This is a genomic window from Collimonas sp. OK412 (assembly GCF_900112135.1).
Classification (GTDB): Bacteria; Pseudomonadota; Gammaproteobacteria; order Burkholderiales; family Burkholderiaceae_D; genus Collimonas; species Collimonas rhizosphaerae.
The window spans coordinates 22,825-46,068 of record NZ_FOLC01000023.1 but is presented as its reverse complement, the minus strand read 5'-3'; the positions used below and the strand labels follow the sequence as shown (position 1 = coordinate 46,068).

Sequence of the window (23,244 nt, the reverse complement as noted above, 5' to 3'; positions counted from 1 at the left end):
CCGGAACGCGGTCTCAGGCCGCCAGCGCCGGCGGTGTGGCTTGCATGGCGACAAAACCGGGCAAGGCTTCAACCCGTCCCAGCCATGCGCGGATCTGCGGGTAGTCGTCCAGCGCCACGCCGCCCTCCGGCGCATGCGCGATGTAGCTGTACGCCGCCACATCGGCGATGGTCACCTGGGCGCCGGCCAGGAACGGGCGGCTGGCCAGGTGCGGCTCCAGCAGGGTGAACAGTCGTGTGGCGGTGGCGCAGGCCGCGCCAAGGTCGAGCGGCATGCCGAACAAGGTCGCCAGGCGGGCGCTGGCCGGGCCGCGGAAAATTTCGCCCGCGGCCAGCGACAGGAAGCGCTGCACGGTTGCCGCTCCCAAAGGATCGCGCGGCAGCCAGCCGGCGTCGCCGTATTTGCTTGCCAGGTAGACCAGGATCGCGTTCGAGTCGGCCAGCGTGACCTCGCCGTCTTCGATCACCGGCACCTGGCCGAACGGATTTTTGGCCAGGAACTCAGGCTTTTTCTGTTCGCCGGCGCCGAGGTTGATATCGATCATTTCAAACGGCAGGTCCAGCAGGGACAGAAACAGCTGGACGCGATGGGCATGGCCGGACAAGGGGGCGCGGTAAAGACGGATCGGTTGGGCTGGGCGGACGGCTGGCATGGAATATCTCCTGGAAGGCTGGAATAAAAGCACCGCAAGCGATGCCTGGCGAAAACTGCATGATTATGTACCGAACAATCGGTACAATACAAAAGCAAAACCAGGCTGTCAAGTAAAAACGGGAAATCAAAAATGCCTTACTTGGCCGGCTGAGGGCCAAGCAGGATGGCGGGGAAGTTTTCTATCATGCGCAAAAAAGGGCCGTTGCTGTCCAAGGCGCGAGACACGATCAACGATCCCTGAATCGCCACCACGGCATTCTCCGCACGTACGGCGGCTTCCACCTTATCCACGCCAGCTTCCTCGGCCACCCCGGCCAGCAAGGCCATCAGGGCCCGCATGCGACCGCCCAGGTGCTGCTGGAACAGCGAGCCGGCTTCGCCGATGGTGAACACATCCATCAGGCAGGGCGCCATGCCGTTGGCGTAATACTCAGTCAGCTTGCCGGCGAAGCGCTGCAGGCGGATGGCGGATGCCTCGCGGCTGTCCAGGGTCGACAGCACATGCTGGGTAAACCAGGCGCCGACCGCCGCCATGGCTGCGCTCGCCATGTCTTCCTTGCCGTTTGGGAAATAATGATAAAGGCTCGACCGTCCCAGGCCGGTGGCCTCAGACAGGCGCGACAGGCTGCTGCCTTCATAGCCGTAGCGGCGGAAAGCGGCCAGGATGCGATCGACGACCTGGTCGCGGGAGAGGGTGGCTGCTGGCATGATGTTTGGACCCGATGAGTGTACCGAATGTTCGTTGTTATCAATGTAGTGGTGAAATACCAATACAGCAAGGGCATCCATGCAAAATCCGCGCATGCCTGCCTAAATTTTTATTCAATTGGTTGTTTAGCTAACTTCTTTTGCGAAGGAATCGCCATGCCAGCTATGACGGGGGATTTGCAAAAAAAAAAGCAGGAGGCCGCATTGCGCTGATGGTGTTTGCCGTTGCCGCGGCGGCGTTCGGCATCATCTTGTATTTCGGCGCCGACTTAAGCTTGCTGGATAGCCAGGACGCTTGCCTGGCAGCGCATGCGGCAGACCATGGCATGGCATTACCGCGCAGCAGCTAAGCAGCGGCGCAAGCCGGTGCCTGGCGGTTCAGGTATTGGGTTTGATGATACCCATCATGACCGCCCTGCTGATAGCGTGGCGGGTACTATAGACGCCCAGTTTCATCGCCACATTCTTCATGTGGAAATACACGGTGCGCTGCGATATGCCCAGGATCAGTCCGATTTCGCTGCTGGTCTTGCCGTCGGCGCTCCAGCGCAGGCATTCCAGTTCGCGCGCCGATAAAATCGGTTCCTGGTTCGGAGCAACCTTGCGCCACAAGCGCTCAGCCGCTTCCTGCAGGTATACGCCAAGCAGCAAGGCGTCGGCCTGGGCTGCGACAGGCAGCGCGGCCGGGCGCGCCGCGTTGCTGTAGAAATCGAGGCGGCTCACCGCGTGCTTGCTGTGCAGCGCCAGGCTCATGCCTTGCGTGACGCCCCTGGCTTTCAACAATGGATAAACCTGTCCGCCATGCAGCAGGCACAACTGGTCGACTTGCCAGTTCAGCGGCAGGCAAGAGCGCGCGAGATGCTGCCGGACCGGATCGGTCTTGTCGTCGGCCGGCTGGCTGAACTGCTGCAGCAACGGGTTTGGCAGGCTGCCGAACAGCTGCACCTGCGATGTGCCGTTGACGCTGGCGATCTCCATCTGCAACATGAAATCGCAAACGCCGAGCTGCGCCAGCAGGCGCTGCATGCATGTGCGCAGCTGCTCCCAGTCAGGGGCTTGCACCACCTGCAGCAGGTCGGGCGCGGATAATCGAGGAGCGGTTTCGCTTTGCAGCATGTGATTTTCAGGATCCTATGATTTTATGTCGGCGGACTGGTCGCGTAAAAAATCCGCCAATGAATAAAAAGGTTCACGTAAATAATGGCTGGGGAAATCAAACAGCGCCCAGTAGTAGTCCTGGGCACCGAAACAAATTTGTGCCGGCAAGCAATATGATAGCCAATCGTGGCGCAACGCGTCGGTATACATGCCGCCGCTGTCGGAAAAGAACGGCACCAGCCGCAATTCGCGCAAACCGGTCAGCAATTCCAGCGGCGCACCATAGTCCTGCGCCACCTCCAGCTGCGACATCAGGCTGGCCTCGGTTTCCACCACCATCAGGGTCGCCTTGCCGTGCATGTCGAAGAACAGGATGCCGGTCGGGTTGGGAAACAGGTAATACTCGACGAAGCCATGCCGCTTGCACAGCTGCTCGACCAGTGTTTCCAGCGCCGGGTCGGACAGGAAGGTGAAGGAATGGCGCGACAGCAGGTCTTTCAGCGTCAGCGACTGGGCGTGGAAAAATTCCTTTTGCAGGTTGCGGATCTCCAGTTCCAGGCGGTCCAGCGCGTCGTGGTCGCTCTTCTTGATGAAACGGTCGATCAGGCCGCGGTTGAAGGCGTCGATGGCGATCTTTTCGTCGGCCTGGCCGGTAAACAGGATCTTTTTGCAAGGCAGGTCTTGCACCGCCTGGCAAAACGCCAGGCCATTCATTTGCGGCATGGCGTAGTCGATCACCAGCACCGACGGCAGCAGGAAACGCCGGCGGTTCATCGATTGCCGGTAAATCTGCTCGATATCGACCGCCACCGTGCGCCGCTCGAACGAGAATGCCTGTTCGTCGTAGTTGACCCGGATCGACTGGCTCTTGCTGGGCGAATGGCGGTAAGCGTCGCGCAGCCAGTCGAGGGCGGCCTGGGTATCGTGGAACACTTTGCGCGCCATGTGCGGCGGCAGCTGGAAAGCCAGGCTGTCCAGGAAGCTCTGGCTATCATCGATGAGGATAGTCAGGGTCGGATGTTGATAAACAGGTAACGAAATATTCATGTCGGGCAATGCAGGCCAAGGAAAGAGGCAAAGCGCCTGATATGGAAAGACAGTTAATTTAACAGAGAGCGGACATCTGCTGCTTTTTGTTGCACCATGGGTGGAAAATCCAGCACAAAAATGGTGTAGCCCAGCGGCCGCGAAACCACGCGTATGCGGGCTCCCCAGGCTTCCAGCACATCTTTGCAGAACGCCAGCCCGATGCCGGTGCCGCTGGATTCGGGATAAGCGTAAAAGCGTTCGAAAATCTGCGATGCGCGCCCGGCTTCAATGCCGCAGCCGGTATCGATGAACAACAGCCGTGGCCGGGCGCGGGCGCCGTCCACCACGATCCGGACGCGGCCCTTGCCGACGCGCTGGATCGAGGTCAGCGCATTGCGCAGCAAATTGATCAGGACCATCGAGCACAGCTCGACCTGTCCCAGCAAACGAAAATCGGAGCGCACCGTGACGGCCACCAGATCGCGCTGTTCCTGGTTGACGAACGGATAGCGTTGCATCATCAGTTCGACCACGGCCGCCATCGACACGATGTCCTTCGGGATCAGGTTTTCCCTGCCGGTCGAGGCGCTCAGCAGGAACAGGTCAATCACGTTGTTCATGTGCCGCACTTCGAGTTCGATCCGGGCCAGCGCTTTTTCCATCGGCACCTGGCTTGGCGTCGCCTGCACGGCGTTTTCCTGCAGCAGGCGGCTCAGGCCGCGTGCATTGGCGTTGATGCTGCGCAAAGGCGTGCGCAGTTCGTGCGACACCGTCGCCAGCGCGGTCGCCATGCCCGCCAGTTTCTCCTGCGCCAGCACCTTTCTGCCGACCTTGGCGAGCGACACCGTAAAGACAGCGAACAGCTGGATCGGCACTTGTTCCAGCATCTGGACGCTGAGCGGCATGAGACTGCCGTGGATCGTTGCATAAACGGCATAAGCCAGTGCGCTTCCTATGACATAGGACAGGAAGGCTAGGGTGGTGTCGAAATGGAACAGAATGATTAGCGCTATCAGCAGTGACTGGCCCCAGATCGAGGAGCCATCGTTCATCAGAAACATGAAAGTGAAGAAAAATGGCGCCACATAAGTCAATCCGATAAAAAAATAGACGGTCAGCCATTTTTTTGGAATCAGGTGCCGGAGGAAGATAGCGGGCAGGCAAATCACTACACCCACAATCCGCAAGGCGAGATTTTCATAAGGTTGCGGAAACCAGTACGCCCACACAACGTAGTACAGCGGCATGCCGACGATGGCGACCCATGCCAGCACCATGAAACGTTCGATGGAGTTGTTGTATTGCCCATAAAAATGGGACCACCATGTACTTGTGGCGTTGCGCCAGGCTGGCCAGCGCTGGCTTATCCGGCTCCGAATGCTTGTGTGCTCAATCATGGGAGGTGAAATATTAGCCTATTATAAATTGCTGCGCTGCACTTAGTTGATGGGCCGGCTGATTACCGCGCTTTCACAACCATTTGCTCAGCTCGGCTCCAGATTCCAGGCAGGCGAGCGCTGGCTACTCTGTCTGGCATGTCAACAGAGTAGTGTCTTGGGAGAAAATTATGCCACTAACTACAAGCTACCATGCTGATTTAACTTCGGCAGCGGAGCAACGGCTGCCTGCGTTCGTATCAGCTCGGATGGACGAGCATTATATTGATCGCATCGAAAGACTGCTGGGCGGCGAACACCTGCATAAATGGTGCGCGCCCGGTCCGGATGCAATTTACCTGTCCAGCAACGACTACCTATGCATCGCGGCCGAGCCGGCCCTGATTGAAGCCCAGGTATCGCGCCTGAAGCAGGGCGACGTTAATTTGTTGATGTCACAGGTGTTTTTACAGGAGGGCAGTCCTCAGCACCGTCTCGAGCAACGGCTGGCTCGCTTCATGGAATCGGAAGATGGCCTTGTCACGCAATCCGGCTGGAGTGGCAATGTCGGATTGATGCAAAGCATTGCCGGCCCAGGCGTGCCGGTGTATCTGGATATGCAAGCCCATGCATCGCTGTGGGAAGGCGTGCATTCCGGGCAGGCGCGTCCGGTGCCGTTTCTGCACAACGAGATCGAGCATTTACGGCGCCAGGTGCTTAAGCATGGCGCGGGGGTGATTGTGGTCGACGCCGTCTACAGCACCTCGGGCAGCGTCTGTCCTTTGCCGGAAGTGCTGGCCATTGCCGAAGACAGCGGCAGCATTCTGGTGGTGGATGAGTCGCACTCGCTCGGCACGCATGGACCGGGAGGCGCCGGTCTGGTAGTGCAAATGGGCTTGTCCGAACGCGTGCATTTCCGTACTGCGTCGTTGGCCAAGGCGTTTGGCGGGCGGGCCGGGTTCATTACCTGTTCCAGCAAGTTCAAAGGCTATTTCCTGTCAGCTTCACGCCCCGCCATTTTCAGTTCCTGCTTGCTGGGACATGAACTTGCCTGGTTCGATGCAGCGCTCGATTTCATTCGCAGCGCCGACGATCGCCGTCTTGTCTTGCACCGCAATGCGCGCCGCATACGCGATGGCTTGAGCGACCTGGGCTACAACGTCAGCGACGGCACCGAACAAATCATCGCGCTGGAAGCCGGCACAGAGCCGATGACACTGGTGTTGCGCAAAGCGCTGGAAGAGGAAGGTATTTTCGGCGCGGTTTTTTGCGCCCCGGCGACACCCAAGAACCGTTCTCTGGTCAGGCTGACGCTCAACTCCGGCTTGACCGAAGTGGAAATCCAGCAGATCTTGCAAGCCTGTGCGGCGATTCGTGAAAAAGTCCGGCTGGCTGACTGGTCATCCAGCCGGCGCATGGCCGCCTCCGTCCGCCGGCCCCGTTGATGGATATTCCGAAGACTATGGCCTATGGCCTATGGTCTTCGGGATGTCTCAGCCATGTTTCAACACCAGGCGCCGCGCCGTGTTTCGGCTCCGGCTGCGCCTTGCCGGAACAGTCGGGCCGCCCCAGGCTGAGGTTGCGGAAAAAGGCCGCGTATTTCACGCCATTCGATTTGCCGGCCTGCGTCATTTTTGCGCCCGCACCAGCAAATTGATTTTTGCCGCGGCGGCCAGCAGCATGGGCAGGCAGTGTTCCAGCAGGTGCGCCGGCGTCGGGTTGTTTACCTGGCCGCTGAGGTTGATGGCGGCGACCACCCGGCCGTTGCGGTCGAACACCGGCGCGGCCAGCGACACCAGCCCCGGCTCCAGTTCTTCGTTGACCATGCACCAGCCCTGGATCCGCACCTGCCGGATGATTTCCAGCAGGCGCTGCGGGTCGACTATCGTTTGCGGCGTATGCGCCGGCAGCGCAGCGGCAGCCAGGCGCTGGCTCAGGACCTCGTCCGGCAAACCGGCCAGCAGCACGCGTCCCAGCGAAGTCGAGTAGGCCGGCAGCCGGCTGCCCACGCCCAGGTTGATCGACATGATCTTGTGCGCCGGGACCCGCAGCACGTACACAATCTCGTCGCCGTCCAGCACGGCGGCGGAGCACGACTGGCGCAGGCTTTGCACCAGGTCTTCCATCACCGGCTGGGCCTGGGTCCATACCGGCAGCGACGACAGGTAGGCAAAGCCCAGTTCGAGTACCTTGGGCGTCAGCCGGAACAGGCGGCCATCCATCTCGACATACCCCAGGTGCAGCAAGGTCAGCAAGATGCGGCGCGCACCGGCGCGGGTCAGCCCGGCGGCAGCCGCGACTTCAGTCAGCGTCTGCGCCGGCGACCGGGCGCCGAAGCTGCGCAGCACGGCGAGTCCGCGCGCGAACGATTGCACGTAGCTGTCGCCTGGCTTTGGATCATGGGCGCCGCCATCTTCGCTGCTTGCAATCGCAGCCGGAGTGGAGAGTAGGGATGGTTTCGACATGGCGTTTGCTTTCAATCAGTTGCCGCTCAAGGGCGGCAGGTACAGACATCGCTGTGCAAAGCAGGGCCTGGGCAAACGCCCAGGCGCAACAAATCAGCAGTTGACATCGGCCTGCCTGCTGACTATCCTTTTCAAATAAGTTCTTTATACGAATATTTGTTCATTATAAGAACTTTGGTATATTTTTCAACCGAAATGTTCGTAAAGACCATGATTAATAAAATTATTCCTTCTGTCGAACTGGCGCTCGCGAATATTCATGACGGCGCCACGGTCATGATCGGCGGTTTCGGCGGCGCCGGACAGCCGGCAGAGCTGATCGACGCCTTGATCGCCCAAGGCGCGCGCGACCTGGTGATCGTCAACAACAACGCCGGCAACGGCGAAACCGGCCTGGCGGCGCTGCTGAAGGCGCGGCGGGTGCGCAAGATCATCTGCTCCTTCCCGCGCCAGGCCGATTCGCAGATCTTCGACGGCCTGTACCGGGCCGGCGAACTGGAGCTGGAACTGGTCCCGCAGGGCAACCTGGCGGAACGGATCCGCGCCGCCGGCGCTGGCATCGGCGCTTTCTTCACACCCACCGGTTACGGCACGGAGCTGGCCAAAGGCAAGGAAACCCGCGAAATCAACGGCAAGATGTATGTGCTGGAACATCCGATCCATGCCGATTTCGCCTTGGTCAAGGCCGAGCGCGGCGACCGCTGGGGCAACCTGACCTATCGCAAGACCGCGCGCAATTTCGGTCCCGTCATGGCCAGCGCCGCCAAGGTGACGATCGCCTCGGTGCATGAAATCGTGGAACTGGGCAGCCTCGATCCCGAAAGCGTGGTCACACCCGGGCTGTACGTCCAGCGGGTGGTGCAGGTGCCGCGCAGCGCTACCGGCCCGGCGGGTTTCAAAGCAGCATAAAAGGACAGGACATGACAAATAAATGGAACAGAGAACAAATGGCGGCGCGGGTGGCGCAGGACATACCTGACGGCGCCGTGGTCAACCTGGGCATCGGCCTGCCGACTCTGGTGGCCAACCACTTGCCGAGCGGCCGCGAAGTCATCTTGCACAGCGAGAACGGCGTGATCGGCATGGGCCCGGCGCCGGCCGCCGGCGAGGAAGACTACGACCTGATCAACGCCGGCAAGCAGGCAGTGACGCTGCTGCCGGGCGGCTGTTATTTCCACCATGCCGACAGCTTCGCCATGATGCGCGGCGGCCACCTGGATGTCTGCGTGCTGGGCGCGTTCCAGGTGTCGGCGAGCGGCGACCTGGCCAACTGGCATACCGGCGCCGCGGATGCGATCCCGGCCGTGGGCGGCGCCATGGACCTGGCGATAGGCGCCAAAAAAACCTATGTGATGATGGAGCACCTGACCAAATCGGGCGCAAGCAAGCTGGTCGCGGCCTGCACTTATCCGCTCACCGGCATAGGCTGCGTCAGCCGGATCTACACCGACCTGGCGGTGATCGACCTCGACCCGGACGGCGCCAGGGTCATCGCCATGGTCGACGGCCTGCGGTTCGAGGAGCTGCAGAAGCTGACCGCGGTGCCGCTCGTCATTGCTTGCTGATTACTGATCCTGGAGAACCCCATGTCCCACGCTTTCATTTGCGATGCCCAGCGCACGCCCTTCGGCCGTTATGGCGGCGCATTGGCCGGCGTCCGCGCCGACGACCTCGGCGCAATGCCTATCCGCGCCCTGATGGCGCGCAATCCGCAGGTCGACTGGCAGGCGGTGGCCGACGTCATCTACGGCTGCGCCAACCAGGCCGGCGAAGACAACCGCAACGTGGCGCGCATGTCGGCCTTGCTGGCCGGCTTGCCGCTGGAAGTGCCGGGGGCGACGCTGAACCGCTTGTGCGGATCGGGCCTGGATGCGCTGGGCACGGCGGCGCGCGCCATCAAGAGCGGCGAAGCCGGCCTGATGATCGCCGGCGGCGTCGAGAGCATGAGCCGGGCGCCGTTCGTGATGGCCAAGGCAGAGAGCGCATTTTCGCGCAGCGCCAGGATCGAAGACACCACCATCGGCTGGCGCTTCGTCAACGCCCTGATGAAACAGCAGTACGGCGTCGACTCGATGCCGGAGACCGCTGAAAATGTTGCAGCCGAATATGGCATCAGCCGCGCCGACCAGGACAAGATGGCGCTCGCCAGCCAGGCCAAAACAGTGGCGGCGCAAAACGCCGGTTATTTCGACAGCGAAATCACGCCGGTTGCGGTTCCGCAAAAAAAGGGCGAAGCCGTCATCGTCGATAAAGATGAGCATCCGCGCGCCACCAGCCTGGAAGCGCTGGCCAAGCTGAAAGCCGTGGTCAGGCCGGACGGCACTGTGACGGCGGGCAATGCCTCCGGCGTCAACGACGGCGCTTGCGCACTGCTGCTGGCCGACGAAGCGAATGCCGCCAGGCATGGCCTCACGCCCAGGGCCAGGATAGTCGCCATGGCGACCGCCGGCGTCCCGCCGCGCATCATGGGCATGGGCCCGGCGCCGGCGACGCGCAAGGTGCTGGCGATGACCGGCCTGGCCTTGGCGCAGTTCGACGTGATCGAGCTCAATGAAGCGTTCGCGGCGCAGGGACTGGCGGTGCTGCGCCAGCTCGGTTTGGCGGACGACGATCCGCGCGTCAATCCGAACGGCGGTGCAATTGCACTTGGTCATCCTCTTGGGGCTTCCGGCGCGCGTCTGGCGGCTACCGCAGTCAACCAGCTGCAGCGCATCCAGGGCCGTTACGCGCTATGCACGATGTGCATCGGCGTCGGCCAGGGCATTGCGGTGGTGCTGGAACGGGTCTGACCGCGGACGGAACGAAAAACGCTTGCGGCGCGTGGTATAAAACAAGGATCTGCCTTAAATATACTGACTGCCCATGAGCTATCTTTGCGATGCCTCCCGCACGACACTGATCGTCGTCGACCTGCAGGAAAAACTGATGCCGGTGATCGGCGACGCCGCGCAGGTCTTGCAACGCGCAGTGCTGCTGGCGCAGGCCGCCAGGCTGCTGGAGATTCCCGTGATCGGCACGGCGCAGCAGCCCTTGCGGCTGGGGCCCACCGTTGCGCCTGTCCATGCGTTGCTGGACCGAACCGTAGAAAAAACCAGCTTCGATGCCTGCATCCAGCCGAATTTCATGGCGGCGCTGAGCAATGGCCGCGACGAGCTGGTGGTGCTGGGCTGCGAGGCGCATGTCTGCGTGCTGCAGACGGTGCTGGGTTTGCTGCACCGGCAGCGCCGGGTAAAACTGGTGAGCGACGCGATCGGTTCGCGCCGCGCCAGCGACAAGCAGGCGGCCATCGAGCGCGCCCGCGCCGCCGGCGCCGATATCGTCAGCAGCGAAATGCTGATGTTCGAATGGATGGGCAACAGCGACCATCCGAAATTCCGTGAAATGCTCAAGCTGATCAAATAAGCCGGCGGATTGTCGCCCGGCGCGATGTGCTGTCCAGAAAAAACAAGGGCGTTTGCCGTCCCTGGATTAGGCCATTCCTTATGTATTTTTCAATCGAAATGATCAAAAATGTATCGGGCAATTTGATAAACATCATCAAGGCACGATATGGACGATTTGGACGATATGGATCTTCGAGAAGAGCATTGGCAAAAACTGAAACCGTTGCTATTGGGAGGTGACGCCGATCCCGGTGCCACCGGCCGCGACAACCGCTTGTTCCTGCGAGCCATTTTCTGGGTGGTGGATAACGGTTCCAAGTGGTCGGCGCTGCCGCCGGAATTCGGCCGCTGGCAGACCGCTTACGTGCGTTTCATGCGCTGGAACCAGGCAGGTATCTGGCGGCGTCTGGCAGACGAGCTGGCCGATGACCGGGACCTGCACGGCATGCTGAGCAGGGTTGTGGCGTTTGGCGATACTTATACCCGGCGCGCAACGCAGAGGCTGAAAAATAAAAGCAGCCGGGAAGCATACCTCTCGATGCTGGGAAAAACGACCGAGCCCAGGCTGCATGCTTCAAGCGAGGAAATCATGTTGGAGAATATCGGCTCCAGCTGGATCTGGCTGCTGACCCGTAAATAAGCCGGAGCCGCCTGTGCAGGAGCTGGGGGGGGGCGGCGCGGCGGATCAGCGGTTGCGCGAGAACTTGGCAGTCAGCTGGTTCAGTTTTTCCGCATGCTGGCGCGCTGCCTTTTCGGCGGCTTCCTGTGCCGCTTCGGCGGCGCGCTGGGCCTTGCGCTGTTCAGCGTTTTTCTTGAAACGTTCGCGCAGCGTCTCGGTTGCATGGGAGCGATGGACTTCGGTCACTTCGTCCGTGCTGTTGCCTTCGAGGTCGAACCTGTGCGTCGCCTTTTCCATGCCCTTGAGATAACGCAGCGAATTGGTATGCATGCCGAGCGCTATGCGCAAAGTCTTGCGGTTGAGTTCCGGCGACAGCGCGATGAGCTGCTTGTCGATACCGATCGCAAGCGGCTGGTAATCGCGGAATACCGCGAATTTTTCCTGGAGTTCCTTGAGCAGGACGCGCGCGGTTTGGACAGGGTTCGGAGTGGTGACGACAGCAGGTGTATTCATTGACAACAAAAGCAGTGTGTTTTTAGATCGGTCAGGATATCACGGAGAAGCCGCCAAACTCTTGCCGCCGCTATGTTTTGCGGCCTGGAGCGCGATTTTTTCCGTGGCTTGTTGTTCTGCGGAGAACCGCGAAGTTGCGAATCTACATCACAACCAGTCTACTGTGCATTGAGCCCGCGACATACTGTCAATATTGCGAGGCGTCACTCTAACGCGGCCAGCGCCAGCAATCTTTGCGCGCAGGTCTTGACGGCGTCGCGCAGTTCCGGCGGATGGCGGATCTCGAATGCGAACGGCAGCCGGGCCAGTTGCCGGGCAAACCAGTCGAGGTCGTCCGACTGGTTGTGGACCAGCACGCCGTCTCCCGCCTGTTCGAAGATGCCGATGGCGTCGGACAAATGATCGCGCGCCGACTTGAGATCGGTCTTCAGCAATACCTCTATCGCAAACGCGCGCGGCATGGTGGCTACCGAAAACGCCAGGTGCGCCAGGGCGTCGAAATCGGCGGGGCGGATAAAGCGCTGTTCCAGCAGCTGCACCTGCCCGATGCGATCCAGCCGGAATGAGCGCAGGTCCTTGCGCAGGTGGCACATGCCGGCCACATACCAGCGGCCGCCGCGATACACCAGGCCATAGGCGTCGAAATCGCGCTCGCTGTCGCCGCCTATGGCGCTGCGGTAGTGCAGGTGCACCCGCTGCCTGTTTTGCGCCGCCGTGCTCAGCGCAACCAGGGCGGCGTTGTCGGCCGGCGAGACGGCTTGCGACAGGTCGAGCCTGACCGTTTCATCGACGGCGCTGACCCGGCGCTTCAGGTTGGCCGGCATGATCCGCTCCAGCTTGGCCTGGGCGCTCGCCACGGCCGGTGCCGCCTCGGCCAGGCCCAGGCTGCGCGCCGCCAGCAAGCCGATCGACAAGGCCAGCGCTTCGTCGTCGGTGAACATCATGGGCGGCAGCTTGAAGCCGGCGACCAGCGCATAACCGCCGTGGCGTCCGCGATCGGTGGTGATCGGGATGCCCATTTCCTCCAGGGTCACGATATAGCGGCGCAGCGTGCGGCCGTCGACCTCCAGGCGCGCAGCCATCTCGGCCCCGCTCATCCGGCCATGGGTTTGCAGCAGTTCCAGCACTGCCAGCACGCGTGTGGTTGGGTGGTACATGCTTTACAGGATATTTTATATATAGGGCTAATTATGTCCTATATAGACATTATCTTCGGTTCCAGCAACAAAAATCCAAGCCAACCAAATGCTGGAGGACCGCCATGTATCGATTCATCGCCGGAGTTTTTCTGCTGTCGGCAATGCTCGGCGCGCCGCCTGCGCTAGGTTGCCCGATTCCTTCAACCAGCCAGCGGCCAGCCATGCAAAACATCAGCCATCCCAGCGATTTCCAGGTGATCGAATTCCGCCGCTACCAGGTCAAGAGCGGCGGCCGGTCCAGCTTCATCGCCTATTTCGAAAGTTTTTTCCCGGAAGCCTTCCAGCAACTCGGCGCGCTGGCGCTTGGCCAGTTTTCCGAACGCGGGAACCAGGACGGCTTTACCTGGCTGCGCGGCTTCAAGAGCATGGATGAGCGCGCCATCGTCAACAGCGCGTTCTACTACGGACCGGTATGGAAAGAGCATCGGACCAGGCTGAACGACCTGATCGTCGACAGCGACAACGTGCTGCTGCTGCGGCCGCTGCGCCGGGACAGCGGCGTCAGCGTGCTGCCGGCGGTTGACCCGGTGCGCGAAACAAGCGGCGCACAGGGCGTGGTGGTGGCGCAAATCTTTGCGCTCAAGGCGAATGATGTCGAGCTGTTTGCGCGCCAGGCCGCGTCGGCCTTCGATGCTTACCAGGCGGCCGGCATGCGCCAGGCCGGGCTGCTGGTGACGCTCGACGCGAAAAACAATTTCCCGCAGCTGCCGGTCAGGACCGACGGCCTCTACCTGGTATGGCTGGGGATCGCCAAGGACGACCGGCAGCTGGAAACCGATTTTTATCCGCTGGCCGACCGCGCTGCCAGGCAGCTGGCGGGCGACGGTTTGCTCAGGTCGGCGCCGGAGCTGGTGATCCTTGATCCGACCAGGCGCTCGCGCCTGCGCTGGCTGGCGGAATAAGCGCGCCGCCGCGGATCCTTCGTGCAATTTTTTTACCTTCAGGAGACCTCAACATGAACCAATCCGTCAATCTCTGGCTGTACTTCATGATCGTATTCGGCGTCATCATCCTGCCGGGGCTGGATATGGCTTTCGTGCTGGCCAGCGCCCTGGTCGGCGGCCGCCGTTCGGGCCTGGCGGCGGTGGCCGGGATTGTCGCCGGCGGCATTTGCCACATGACCATGGGCGCCCTCGGCCTGGCGGTGGTGCTCAAGCTATGGCCCAGCCTGTTCAACGTGGTGCTGCTGGCCGGCGCCGCATACATCGCCTGGATCGGCTGGTCGCTGTTGCGCAGCAAGAGCGGCTTCCACTTTGCGTCGGCGTCGCCGCAGCAGGCGGCCAAGGCGCCCGCGACCACTTTTTACCAAGGCATGCTGACCAGCCTGCTCAATCCGAAAGCCTATGTCTTCATGCTGGCGATATTTCCGCAGTTCCTGAAAATCGACGCCGGACCGATCTGGAGCCAGGCGCTGGTGCTGTGGATCATCACCGCGCTTACCCAAGCCGGCGTGTACGGTTTCATTGCCATCCTGTCCAGCCGCACTCGCAACTGGTTCGACGCCAATCCGCGCGGCAGCCTGGTCGCGGCGCAGGCGGTCGGCGCATTGCTGATTGCCGCCGGGATATTTACCGGGATCGAGGGATGGCAGGCGATATAGCCGGCGCACGGCCGCTGCACCGAAATAGAGTGCAGTGCACCATCTTCAGGCAAAAACCCCTGCGCTGCGCGCTGCAACGGCGCGGCGGGCAAAAGTCCTCTCCCCTGGAAAATAAAAAACTCCTTTTAAATCAATAGATTAAGTTGGTGGCACGGCGTTTGCTCTGGATCAGGCCATAGGATCAACGAAGATCCGACCTTTTCTAACGCAGGTCCAATGATGGATCTGTTGGACAACGGCGTCCTCTTGGCCCGACCACTCTATGGTTGGGACGAGAGGACGCCTTTTTGTTTTTAAAGAGACAAAAAATGGCAAACAAAGCGACCAGCATCCAACTCTTCAGCCTGCGTACACCTCAGATGCGCGCCTTTCACCTGACCTGGATGGCATTCTTCGTCTGTTTCTTCGCATGGTTCGCCTGCGCGCCGCTGATGCCGCTGATCAAGGGACAGCTCGGACTGAGCATGGCGCAAATCGCCAATATCAATATCGCCGCAGTAGCAGTGACGATACTGGTGCGCTTGCTGGTCGGTCCGCTGTGCGACCGCTACGGCCCGCGCAAGACTTACACCGGGTTGCTGCTGATAGGCGCGCTGCCGGTGTTCGGCGTGGCCATGGTGCAGAGTTATGAGAGTTTCCTGTTCTTCCGCCTGTGCATCGGCGCAGTCGGCGCCAGTTTTGTCATCACGCAATATCACACCTCGGTCATGTTTGCCTCCAACGTGGTCGGCACCGCCAACGCCGCCTCGGCCGGCTGGGGCAATGCCGGCGGCGGCGCGGCGCAAGCCTTGATGCCGTTGCTGGTGGCGGCGTTGCTGATGCTGGGTGTCAGCGAAACCATGGGCTGGCGCCTGGCGTTGCTGGTGCCGGGCGCGTTCATGCTGATCATGGCGGCGCTGTACTGGCGCTATACGCAGGATTGCCCGCAGGGCAATTACGCCGATTTGCGCGCCCGCGGCGTGGCGATAGAGGGCGGAAAAAAGGGCGGCTGGGCCAGTTTTTGCGCCGCCAGCGCCAACTACCGGGTGTGGCTGCTGTTCGTTACCTACGGCGCTTGTTTCGGCGTCGAGATTTTCATTCACAACATCGCCGCCATTTATTACGTCGACCACTTCGGCTTGTCGCTGAAGGGAGCGGGCATGGCCGCCGCCAGCTTTGGTTTGCTGGCCCTGTTTGCCCGCGCGCTGGGCGGCTGGCTGTCCGACCGCGCAGCGTTGCGCGGCAACCTGGACAGCCGCGCCGTCTTGCTGTTCGTGCTGATGTTGGGGGAGGGCTTGGGTTTGCTGTGGTTTGCCCACGCCGGCAGCGTGGCGCTGGCGGTGGTGGCGATGCTGACGTTTGGCCTGTTCACCCACATGGCCTGCGGCGCGACTTATGCGCTGGTGCCGTTCATCGACCGCAAGGCGCTGGGCGGCGTGGCCGGCATCATCGGCGCCGGCGGCAATGTCGGCGCGGTGGCCGCCGGTTTCCTGATGAAGGGGCTGGGCGATACCCAGCAAACGCTGACCATGCTCGGCGCGCTGGTGACGATTTCGGCGCTGTGCGCCATCGCCGTGCGCTTCAGCCCGGAACACAAGGCGCAGGAACAGGAATTGCACGATCTCGCACTAGCCACCAGAAATGCATAAAGGAAGCACCATGAAAATCATCGTCATCGGTCACGGCATGGTCGGCCACAAATTCCTGGAATGCCTGGTCGACGCCGGCGCGCCGGATATCGAGGTCACGGTATTGTGCGAAGAGCCGCGTCCTGCATACGACCGGGTCCACCTGTCGGCGTTCTTTTCCGGCAAATCGGCGCAAGACCTATCGCTGGTGGCGCCCGGATTTTTCGAGCGCACCAGGATCGACTTGAAGCTGAACGCCAAGGCGCAGCAGATCGACAGCGCCGCCAAGACCGTCACGTTCAACCTGGACGGCGTCAGCCACACGCTGCCTTACGACAAGCTGGTGATCGCTACCGGCTCCTATCCGTTTGTGCCGACCCTGGCCGGCAACCAGCGCAAGGATTGTTTTGTCTATCGCACCATCGAAGACCTGGAAGCGATGCTGGAATGCGGCAAGCGCTCGCGCAGCGGCGTCGTGATCGGCGGCGGCCTGCTGGGACTGGAATGCGCCAAGGCCTTGCGCGACATGCAGCTGGAAACCCATGTGGTCGAATTCGCGCCGCGCCTGATGGCGGTGCAGGTGGATGAAAGCGGCGGCCGCATCCTGCGCCAGAAAATCGAAGAGCTGGGCGTCACTGCGCATACCCAGAAGAACACGCTGGAAATCGTCGACGGCAAAAGCGGCACGCACCGCATGAATTTCGACGACGGCACCCATCTCGACACCGACATGATCGTGTTTTCGGCCGGCATCCGGCCGCGCGACGAACTGGCGCGCGACAGCGGACTGAAGGTCGGCGAACGCGGCGGCATCGTGATCGACAACAGCTGCCGCAGCTCCGATCCGGACATCTACGCCATCGGCGAATGCGCGCTGTGGAACGGCCGCATATTCGGCCTGGTGGCGCCGGGCTACGACATGGCGCGCATCGCTGCCAAGCACATGCTGGCGGCAGGCGGCAGCACCGCGGTGCCTGAATTCAACGGCGCCGACATGAGCACCAAGCTCAAGCTGATGGGCGTCGATGTCGCCAGCATCGGCGATCCGCACGGCAAGGAAGCGGGCAGCCGTTCTTATCAATTCACCGACGAACGCAAGCAGATCTACAAGAAGATCGTGGTGTCGGAATGCGGCAAATACCTGCTGGGCGGCGTCATGGTGGGCGACGCCAGCGAATACGGCACGCTGCTGCAGATGATGCTCAACCGCATCGAGTTGCCGGCCTCGCCGGAATTCCTGATCCTGCCGCAGGCCGACGGCCAGGCCAGGGTGGGGCTCGGGGTCGATGCCTTGCCGGACACGGCGCAGATCTGCTCCTGCAACAATGTATCGAAAGGCGACCTGTGCGCAGCCGTGGGCGGCGGCGCCACCAGCATCGGCGCGCTGAAGAGCTGCACCAAGGCCGGCACATCCTGCGGCGGCTGCGTGGCGCTGGTGACGCAGATCATGAAGGCCGAGATGAAGAAACAGGGCATGGCGGTCAACAACCATGTCTGCGAACATTTTCCGTATTCGCGCCAGGAGCTGTTCCACCTGGTGAAGGTAGGCCAGATCAAGACTTTCGGCGCCTTGCTGGAACAGCACGGCAAGGGCCTGGGCTGCGATATCTGCAAGCCGGTCGCGGCCAGCATCCTGGCTTCCTGCTGGAACGACTTCGTGCTGAAAAAAGAACACGCCAGCCTGCAGGATTCCAACGATTATTTCCTCGGCAATATCCAGAAAGACGGCACTTATTCGGTGGTGCCGCGCATGGCCGGCGGCGAGGTCACGCCTGACGGTTTGATTGCGGTCGGCCAGGTCGCCAAGAAATACGGCCTGTACACCAAGATCACCGGCGGCCAGCGGGTCGACCTGTTCGGCGCCCGTGTCGAACAGCTGCCGCTGATCTGGGAAGAGTTGATCGCGGCCGGTTTCGAATCCGGCCACGCCTACGGCAAATCGCTGCGCACCGTCAAATCCTGCGTCGGCTCGACCTGGTGCCGCTACGGCGTGGATGACAGCGTCGGCCTGGCGATTGCGCTGGAGAACCGCTACAAGGGTTTGCGCGCGCCGCACAAGATCAAGTTCGGCGTCTCCGGCTGCACCCGCGAATGCGCCGAGGCGCAGGGCAAGGATGTCGGCATCATCGCCACCGAAAAAGGCTGGAACCTGTATGTGTGCGGCAACGGCGGCATGAAGCCGCGCCATGCGGAGCTGCTGGCCTCGGACCTGGACCGGGCGACCTTGATCCAGACCATAGACCGCTTCCTGATGTTCTACATCCGCACCGCCGACCGCCTGCAGCGCACCAGCGTCTGGCGCGACAACCTGGAAGGCGGGCTCGACTACCTGAAGCAGGTGGTGGTGCAGGACAAGCTGAACATCGCAGCGGAACTGGAAGCCGACATGCAGCACGTAGTCGACACCTACGAATGCGAATGGAAAAAAGCCGTGACCGACGCCGAAACGCGCAAGCGCTTCCAGCATTTCGTCAACAGCGACCAGGCCGACAGCAATGTGGTGTTCGTGGAAGAGCGCGGCCAGATCCGCCCGGCCACGGTGACCGAGCGCAAGCGCATCAGCATTCCGGTCGTCGTCGAAACCGTTTAAAGGAAACCAGATGCACAATGACCGCCAAAGCAAGCAATGGACCGCCGTCTGCCGGCTGGACCAGATCGTGCCGAATACCGGCGTCTGCGCGCTGGTCAACGGCGAGCAGATTGCCGTGTTCCATGTCCTCGACGGCGAGCAGCGCGTGTTCGCCATCGGCAACTACGATCCCAACGCCGAAGCGGCGGTGCTGTCGCGCGGCCTGGTCGGCAGCCTGGGAGAACGCATCGTGGTCGCTTCGCCCATCTACAAGCATCATTTCGACCTGCAAACCGGCGAATGCCTGGAAGCGCCGGAACACTCGGTGAGCGCCTATCCGGCCCGCATCGGCGACGGCCAGGTCTGGATCGCGGCATGACAGCCGGCGCGCCATCGGTAAGCAAGAAACCGGCGCTGGCGGTGATCGGCAACGGCATGGCGGGCATGCGCACGGTCGAAGAGCTGCTCAAGCTGGCGCCGGACCTGTACGACATCACCGTGTTCGGCGCCGAGCCGCACGGCAATTACAACCGCATCCTGCTGTCGCCGCTGCTGGCGGGCGACAAGAGCATGGATGACATCATGCTCAACACGCCAGAGTGGTACCGGCAGCACGGCATCACGCTGCATGCCGGCGATCCGGTGACGGGCATAGACCGCCAGCGCCGCATCGTCCGTTCGCGCGCAGGCGTCGAACTGCGTTACGACCGCTTGCTGCTGGCGACCGGCTCCAAGCCTTTCATCATCCCGGTGCCGGGACACCAGCTGCCGGGCGTGATCGCTTTCCGCGATATCCAGGATGTCGAAACCATGCTGGCGGCGGCGCGCGATCACCGGCACGCGGTGGTGATCGGCGGCGGCCTGCTCGGGCTGGAAGCGGCCAACGGCCTGCTGCGGCAAGGCATGGATGTGACGGTGGTGCATGTCATGGACAGCCTGATGGAAAGGCAGCTGGACAAGTCGGCGGCGATCCTGCTGAAGAAAGCGCTGGAACAGAAGGGCCTGCGTTTTTTACTGAACGCTCAGACCGCTGAAATCGTCGGCGCCGGACAGGTTACCGCCGTACGCTTCAAGGACGGCACGGAAATCCCGGCCGACCTGGTGGTGATGACCGTCGGCGTCCGCCCCAATATCGAACTGGCGCAGCAGGCCGGGCTGCATTGCGAACGCGCAATCGTGGTCGACGATACTTTGCAGACCTACGATCCGCGCATCTATGCGGTAGGCGAATGCGTGCAGCACCGCATGGCCACTTTCGGGCTGGTGGCGCCGATCTGGGACCAGGCGCGCGTGTGCGGCGCCCACCTCGCCGGCGCCGGCCATCGACGCTATGTGCAGCAAGCCACCGCCACCAAGCTCAAGGTCACCGGCGTCGACCTGTATTCCGCCGGCGACTTCATCGGCGGCGAAGGCAGTGAAGACCTGGTGCTGCGCGATCCGCGCCGCGGCGTCTACAAGCGGCTGGTGATCAACGGTCCGCATATCGTCGGCGCGGTGCTGTACGGCGACGTCAAGGACGGTCCCTGGTATTTCGAGATGATCCAGCGCCGCACCGATATTTCGGCGCTGCGCAGCCAGTTGCTGTTCGGCCAGGCGCTGTGCGCCCAGGCTGCCTGAACGGAGCGCCGATGAACCAGGTCCCGACTTTTCCCCTGCTTGCCGCCGGCCAGCTGGCCGCCAGGCAGCACGGCACGCTGACCACCTGCCCATACTGCGGCGTCGGCTGCGGCGTGCGCGCCACAGTGGGCGGCGATGGCCAGGTCGACATCGCCGGCGATGAAAGCCATGCCTCGAATGCGGGCCGGCTGTGCGTCAAGGGTTCGGCGCTGGGCGAGACGGTCGACCTGGAAGGGCGTTTGCTGCATCCGCAGATGCTGGTCGAGAACGATGGCCGGCAGTCCATGCAGCGCGTATCCTGGGATGCAGCGCTGGACAAGGTCGCGCACGGGTTCCGTTCGATCGTGGAGCAGCACGGGCCGGACGCTGTCGCTCTGTATGTCTCCGGCCAGTTGCTGACGGAAGACTATTACATCGCCAACAAGTTGATGAAGGGCTACATCGGCAGCGCCAATATCGATACCAATTCGCGCTTGTGCATGTCGTCCGCGGTAGCCGGCCACAAGCGCGCGTTCGGCGCCGACCTGGTGCCGGTCTGTTATGAGGATCTGGAGCTGGCTGACCTGGTGGTGCTGGTCGGTTCCAACACTGCCTGGTGCCATCCGATCCTGTTCCAGCGTATCGCCAGGATCAAGGAAACGCGGCCGCAGATGAAGCTGGTGGTGATCGATCCGCGCCGCACCGCGACGTGCGAGCTGGCCGACCTGCACCTGCCGCTCAAGGCCGGCAGCGATGTCTGGCTGTTCAACGGCCTGCTCAGTTTCCTGGCGCGCCACGATGCCGCCGACGCCGGTTTCGTCGAAGCGCACACCAACGGCCTGGCCGCCGCGCTGGAAGCGGCCGAAGCCGATTGCGCCGACCTCGCCGCGGTGGCAAAAAGCTGCAAGCTCGATCCGCAAGACTTGCTGACTTTCTACGAATGGTTCGCGGCGAATGAAAAAGTGGTCACCGCCTTTTCGCAAGGCGTCAACCAATCGTCGTCCGGCACCGACAAGGTCAACAGCATCATCAATTGCCATTTGCTGACCGGACGCATCGGCAAGGAAGGCATGGGACCGTTCTCGATCACCGGCCAGCCGAACGCCATGGGCGGCCGCGAAGTCGGCGGCCTGGCGAACATGCTGGCGGCGCACATGGAGCTCGACAATCACCGGCATCGGCAGACCGTGCAGGATTTCTGGCAGGCGCCGCGCATGGCGGAGCGGCCGGGGCTGAAGGCAGTCGACCTGTTCCAGGCAATCGAGGCCGGCCGCGTCAAGGCGGTGTGGATCATCGCCACCAACCCGGTGGTCAGCCTGCCGGATGCCGACCAGGTGCAGCGTGCGCTCGCCAAGTGCGAGCTGGTGGTGGTGTCCGACATCATCGAAAAAACCGACACCAATGCCTTTGCCCATGTCTTGCTGCCGGCCATGGGCTGGGGCGAGAAGGATGGCACGGTCACCAGTTCGGAACGCCGCATCTCGCGCCAGCGCGCTTTCCTGCCGGCGCCGGGCGAGGCGCGCGCCGATTGGCAGATCCTGTGCCAGGTGGCGCAGCGCATGGGCTACGCAGGTTTCGATTTCAGCGCGGCGCACCAGGTGTTCGACGAGCACGCGCGCCTCAGCGCTTTCCGCAACGGCGACGCTTTCGGCCTGCGCCGGATGTTCAACCTGGCCGGCCTGAGCGGCCTCGGCCAGGCCGCCTTCGATGCCTTGCAGCCGGTGCAATGGCCGATCGTCACTACAGCCTCCGGCGAAAAACAGGGTACGGCGCGGCTGTTCGCCGACGGCCGGTTTGCCCATGCCGACGGCAAGGCGCGCTTTGTCGCCACCGTGCCAAGGGCGCCGCGCCACGCCACCGACAGCGAATATCCGCTGAGCCTGAATACCGGCCGCGTGCGCGACCAGTGGCACACCATGACACGCACCGGCAAGTCGCCCAAGCTGGCCGACCACGTGCCGGAATCTTTTGTCGACATGCATCCGCAGGACGCTTTGCTGTATGGCGTGCGCGAAGGCATGCTGGCGCGCGTGGCCAGCCGCTGGGGATCGATGGTGGCGCGGGTGCAGCATGGCGGCGGCATCGCGCGCGGCAGCATTTTTGTGCCTATCCACTGGAACGGGCAATCGGCTTCGGATGCGCGGGTGGGCGCGCTGGTCAATCCGGTGGTCGATCCGGTTTCGGGCGAACCGGAATTCAAGCACACGCCGGTGCTGGTCGAGGAATTCCGCGTGGCCTGGTACGGTTTTGTGCTGAGCCGCAGGCTGCCGATGCTCGACGACGTCACCCACTGGACAAGGATCCAGGGCCGGCGCTTCAACCGCTACGAGCTGGCCGGCCGCAGCCCGATCGCCGATCACGGCGCCTGGGCCGCCAGCTTGCTGGATGTCGACGTTGCCGACGCCGACTGGCTGGAATACCAGGATGCCAGCGCGGGCATCTATCGCGCCGTGCACGTGGTGGACGACCGCATCGACGCCTGCGTGTTCCTGTCGCCGCGGCCCGACCTGCCGTCGCGCGCCTGGCTGGCCAGCCTGTTCGCCAAGGACCGGCTGGAAGACGCCGACAGGGTCGGCCTGCTGCTGGGCCAGCCGATAGCGAAGGGCGCCGATACCGGCCCTACCGTATGCTCGTGTTTCGGCGTCGGCCGCAACACCATCTGCACGGCGGTTCGCGCAGAGGGGCTGAACACTGTGGCGCAAGTGACCGCTTGCCTGAAGGCGGGCGGCAATTGCGGATCCTGCGTCCCCGAGATCAAGAAACTGCTGACCGAAATCCTGGCGGAAGAAACCGCATAAACGGATCGGTTTGCTCGACTGCGTTACCAT

General features: G+C 62.3%; 23 protein-coding genes. 15 read left to right on the top strand and 8 right to left on the bottom strand.

All coding sequences use genetic code 11. The annotated features are described in order from the left end of the window. Positions 1-13: 13 nt before the first annotated feature. Both BM062_RS19935 and BM062_RS19930 read right to left on the bottom strand, forming a co-directional pair. Positions 14-652 carry a glutathione S-transferase family protein gene (locus BM062_RS19935; protein ID WP_092400064.1) on the bottom strand — a complete coding sequence of 213 codons (639 nt, stop codon included), beginning with the start codon at positions 650-652 and terminating at the stop codon, positions 14-16. Positions 653-789: 137 nt separating this feature from the next. Further along, positions 790-1,362, bottom strand: coding sequence for a TetR/AcrR family transcriptional regulator (locus BM062_RS19930; protein WP_254785176.1), 573 nt, complete (start codon positions 1,360-1,362; stop codon positions 790-792). 27 nt (positions 1,363-1,389) lie between these two features. Between BM062_RS19930 and BM062_RS25690 the strand changes: the two genes are divergently transcribed. Both BM062_RS25690 and BM062_RS25685 read left to right on the top strand, forming a co-directional pair. Next, positions 1,390-1,575, top strand: a complete 186-nt coding sequence (locus tag BM062_RS25690; RefSeq protein WP_175501095.1) for a hypothetical protein — start codon at positions 1,390-1,392, stop codon at positions 1,573-1,575. Next, positions 1,575-1,712 (top strand): hypothetical protein, encoded by a 138-nt coding sequence (locus tag BM062_RS25685; RefSeq protein ID WP_175501098.1) that lies wholly within the window; start codon positions 1,575-1,577, stop codon positions 1,710-1,712. Before BM062_RS25690 ends, BM062_RS25685 begins: the two co-directional genes overlap by 1 nt. A gap of 28 nt (positions 1,713-1,740) precedes the next feature. Here BM062_RS25685 and BM062_RS19925 read toward each other — a convergent pair whose 3' ends face one another. From BM062_RS19925 to BM062_RS19915, 3 genes are read right to left on the bottom strand one after another with little or no spacing between them, the layout of a single operon-like run. Continuing rightward, positions 1,741-2,478, bottom strand: a complete 738-nt coding sequence (locus BM062_RS19925) for a LuxR family transcriptional regulator (RefSeq protein WP_092400060.1) — start codon at positions 2,476-2,478, stop codon at positions 1,741-1,743. Positions 2,479-2,493: 15 nt separating this feature from the next. Beyond that, positions 2,494-3,507, bottom strand: coding sequence for a response regulator (locus BM062_RS19920; protein WP_092400058.1), 1,014 nt, complete (start codon positions 3,505-3,507; stop codon positions 2,494-2,496). 53 nt (positions 3,508-3,560) lie between these two features. Beyond that, entirely contained in the window at positions 3,561-4,766 is a 1,206-nt protein-coding gene (locus tag BM062_RS19915) for a sensor histidine kinase (RefSeq protein ID WP_254785175.1), read from the bottom strand. A 290-nt stretch (positions 4,767-5,056) separates the two neighbouring features. Between BM062_RS19915 and cqsA the strand changes: the two genes are divergently transcribed. Further along, a complete protein-coding gene (gene cqsA, locus BM062_RS19910; RefSeq protein ID WP_092400054.1) occupies positions 5,057-6,310 on the top strand; it encodes an alpha-hydroxyketone-type quorum-sensing autoinducer synthase in 1,254 nt (417 codons plus the stop codon). A 183-nt stretch (positions 6,311-6,493) separates the two neighbouring features. Here the strand turns inward: cqsA and BM062_RS19905 are convergent, their stop codons facing one another. After that, on the bottom strand, positions 6,494-7,330 hold the full coding sequence (locus BM062_RS19905; RefSeq protein WP_092400052.1) for an IclR family transcriptional regulator domain-containing protein: 837 nt from the start codon (positions 7,328-7,330) through the stop codon (positions 6,494-6,496). 210 nt (positions 7,331-7,540) lie between these two features. On the opposite strand from BM062_RS19905, the gene BM062_RS19900 reads away from it, so the two are divergent. The 5 genes from BM062_RS19900 to BM062_RS19880 all read left to right on the top strand — a co-directional run bounded on the left by BM062_RS19900 (position 7,541) and on the right by BM062_RS19880 (position 11,353). Continuing rightward, a complete protein-coding gene (locus BM062_RS19900; RefSeq protein WP_092400116.1) occupies positions 7,541-8,239 on the top strand; it encodes a 3-oxoacid CoA-transferase subunit A in 699 nt (232 codons plus the stop codon). An 11-nt stretch (positions 8,240-8,250) separates the two neighbouring features. Continuing rightward, complete coding sequence (locus BM062_RS19895) at positions 8,251-8,895, top strand: 3-oxoacid CoA-transferase subunit B (RefSeq protein ID WP_092400050.1); 645 nt, start codon at positions 8,251-8,253, stop codon at positions 8,893-8,895. A gap of 21 nt (positions 8,896-8,916) precedes the next feature. Further along, positions 8,917-10,119, top strand: a complete 1,203-nt coding sequence (gene pcaF / locus BM062_RS19890; protein WP_092400048.1) for a 3-oxoadipyl-CoA thiolase — start codon at positions 8,917-8,919, stop codon at positions 10,117-10,119. A 73-nt stretch (positions 10,120-10,192) separates the two neighbouring features. Beyond that, positions 10,193-10,732, top strand: coding sequence for an isochorismatase family protein (locus tag BM062_RS19885; RefSeq protein ID WP_092400046.1), 540 nt, complete (start codon positions 10,193-10,195; stop codon positions 10,730-10,732). Between the two features lie 147 nt (positions 10,733-10,879). Next, positions 10,880-11,353: a transposase gene (locus BM062_RS19880; RefSeq protein ID WP_092400044.1), complete on the top strand. Its 474-nt coding sequence runs from the start codon at positions 10,880-10,882 to the stop codon at positions 11,351-11,353. A 45-nt stretch (positions 11,354-11,398) separates the two neighbouring features. On the opposite strand, the gene BM062_RS19875 is transcribed toward BM062_RS19880, so the two are convergent. Further along, entirely contained in the window at positions 11,399-11,845 is a 447-nt protein-coding gene (locus tag BM062_RS19875) for a ProQ/FINO family protein (RefSeq protein ID WP_175501097.1), read from the bottom strand. Positions 11,846-12,048: 203 nt separating this feature from the next. Then, a complete protein-coding gene (locus BM062_RS19870; RefSeq protein ID WP_092400040.1) occupies positions 12,049-13,002 on the bottom strand; it encodes a helix-turn-helix transcriptional regulator in 954 nt (317 codons plus the stop codon). A gap of 104 nt (positions 13,003-13,106) precedes the next feature. Between BM062_RS19870 and BM062_RS19865 the strand changes: the two genes are divergently transcribed. From BM062_RS19865 to BM062_RS19835, 7 genes are all read left to right on the top strand, one after another. Further along, positions 13,107-13,946, top strand: coding sequence for an NIPSNAP family protein (locus BM062_RS19865; RefSeq protein ID WP_092400038.1), 840 nt, complete (start codon positions 13,107-13,109; stop codon positions 13,944-13,946). 53 nt (positions 13,947-13,999) lie between these two features. Next, on the top strand, positions 14,000-14,644 hold the full coding sequence (locus BM062_RS19860; RefSeq protein WP_092400036.1) for a LysE family translocator: 645 nt from the start codon (positions 14,000-14,002) through the stop codon (positions 14,642-14,644). Positions 14,645-14,952: 308 nt separating this feature from the next. After that, complete coding sequence (locus tag BM062_RS19855; protein WP_092400034.1) at positions 14,953-16,272, top strand: MFS transporter; 1,320 nt, start codon at positions 14,953-14,955, stop codon at positions 16,270-16,272. 10 nt (positions 16,273-16,282) lie between these two features. Further along, positions 16,283-18,841, top strand: coding sequence for a nitrite reductase large subunit NirB (gene nirB / locus BM062_RS19850; RefSeq protein WP_092400032.1), 2,559 nt, complete (start codon positions 16,283-16,285; stop codon positions 18,839-18,841). Between the two features lie 10 nt (positions 18,842-18,851). Then, on the top strand, positions 18,852-19,199 hold the full coding sequence (gene nirD, locus BM062_RS19845) for a nitrite reductase small subunit NirD (RefSeq protein WP_092400030.1): 348 nt from the start codon (positions 18,852-18,854) through the stop codon (positions 19,197-19,199). Further along, a complete protein-coding gene (locus BM062_RS19840) occupies positions 19,196-20,437 on the top strand; it encodes an NAD(P)/FAD-dependent oxidoreductase (protein WP_092400028.1) in 1,242 nt (413 codons plus the stop codon). Before nirD ends, BM062_RS19840 begins: the two co-directional genes overlap by 4 nt. 11 nt (positions 20,438-20,448) lie before the next feature. Beyond that, positions 20,449-23,214, top strand: coding sequence for a nitrate reductase (locus tag BM062_RS19835; protein WP_254785174.1), 2,766 nt, complete (start codon positions 20,449-20,451; stop codon positions 23,212-23,214). Positions 23,215-23,244: the final 30 nt, after the last annotated feature.

Coding starts and splice junctions, on each gene's coding strand:
- BM062_RS19935 (WP_092400064.1), bottom strand. CDS start 652: ATGCCAGCCGTCCGCCCAGCCCAACCGATCCGTCTTTACCGCGCCCCC.
- BM062_RS19930 (WP_254785176.1), bottom strand. CDS start 1,362: ATGCCAGCAGCCACCCTCTCCCGCGACCAGGTCGTCGATCGCATCCTG.
- BM062_RS25690 (WP_175501095.1), top strand. CDS start 1,390: ATGTTCGTTGTTATCAATGTAGTGGTGAAATACCAATACAGCAAGGGC.
- BM062_RS25685 (WP_175501098.1), top strand. CDS start 1,575: ATGGTGTTTGCCGTTGCCGCGGCGGCGTTCGGCATCATCTTGTATTTC.
- BM062_RS19925 (WP_092400060.1), bottom strand. CDS start 2,478: ATGCTGCAAAGCGAAACCGCTCCTCGATTATCCGCGCCCGACCTGCTG.
- BM062_RS19920 (WP_092400058.1), bottom strand. CDS start 3,507: ATGAATATTTCGTTACCTGTTTATCAACATCCGACCCTGACTATCCTC.
- BM062_RS19915 (WP_254785175.1), bottom strand. CDS start 4,766: ATGGTGCTGGCATGGGTCGCCATCGTCGGCATGCCGCTGTACTACGTT.
- cqsA (WP_092400054.1), top strand. CDS start 5,057: ATGCCACTAACTACAAGCTACCATGCTGATTTAACTTCGGCAGCGGAG.
- BM062_RS19905 (WP_092400052.1), bottom strand. CDS start 7,330: ATGTCGAAACCATCCCTACTCTCCACTCCGGCTGCGATTGCAAGCAGC.
- BM062_RS19900 (WP_092400116.1), top strand. CDS start 7,541: ATGATTAATAAAATTATTCCTTCTGTCGAACTGGCGCTCGCGAATATT.
- BM062_RS19895 (WP_092400050.1), top strand. CDS start 8,251: ATGACAAATAAATGGAACAGAGAACAAATGGCGGCGCGGGTGGCGCAG.
- pcaF (WP_092400048.1), top strand. CDS start 8,917: ATGTCCCACGCTTTCATTTGCGATGCCCAGCGCACGCCCTTCGGCCGT.
- BM062_RS19885 (WP_092400046.1), top strand. CDS start 10,193: ATGAGCTATCTTTGCGATGCCTCCCGCACGACACTGATCGTCGTCGAC.
- BM062_RS19880 (WP_092400044.1), top strand. CDS start 10,880: ATGGACGATTTGGACGATATGGATCTTCGAGAAGAGCATTGGCAAAAA.
- BM062_RS19875 (WP_175501097.1), bottom strand. CDS start 11,845: ATGAATACACCTGCTGTCGTCACCACTCCGAACCCTGTCCAAACCGCG.
- BM062_RS19870 (WP_092400040.1), bottom strand. CDS start 13,002: ATGTACCACCCAACCACACGCGTGCTGGCAGTGCTGGAACTGCTGCAA.
- BM062_RS19865 (WP_092400038.1), top strand. CDS start 13,107: ATGTATCGATTCATCGCCGGAGTTTTTCTGCTGTCGGCAATGCTCGGC.
- BM062_RS19860 (WP_092400036.1), top strand. CDS start 14,000: ATGAACCAATCCGTCAATCTCTGGCTGTACTTCATGATCGTATTCGGC.
- BM062_RS19855 (WP_092400034.1), top strand. CDS start 14,953: ATGGCAAACAAAGCGACCAGCATCCAACTCTTCAGCCTGCGTACACCT.
- nirB (WP_092400032.1), top strand. CDS start 16,283: ATGAAAATCATCGTCATCGGTCACGGCATGGTCGGCCACAAATTCCTG.
- nirD (WP_092400030.1), top strand. CDS start 18,852: ATGCACAATGACCGCCAAAGCAAGCAATGGACCGCCGTCTGCCGGCTG.
- BM062_RS19840 (WP_092400028.1), top strand. CDS start 19,196: ATGACAGCCGGCGCGCCATCGGTAAGCAAGAAACCGGCGCTGGCGGTG.
- BM062_RS19835 (WP_254785174.1), top strand. CDS start 20,449: ATGAACCAGGTCCCGACTTTTCCCCTGCTTGCCGCCGGCCAGCTGGCC.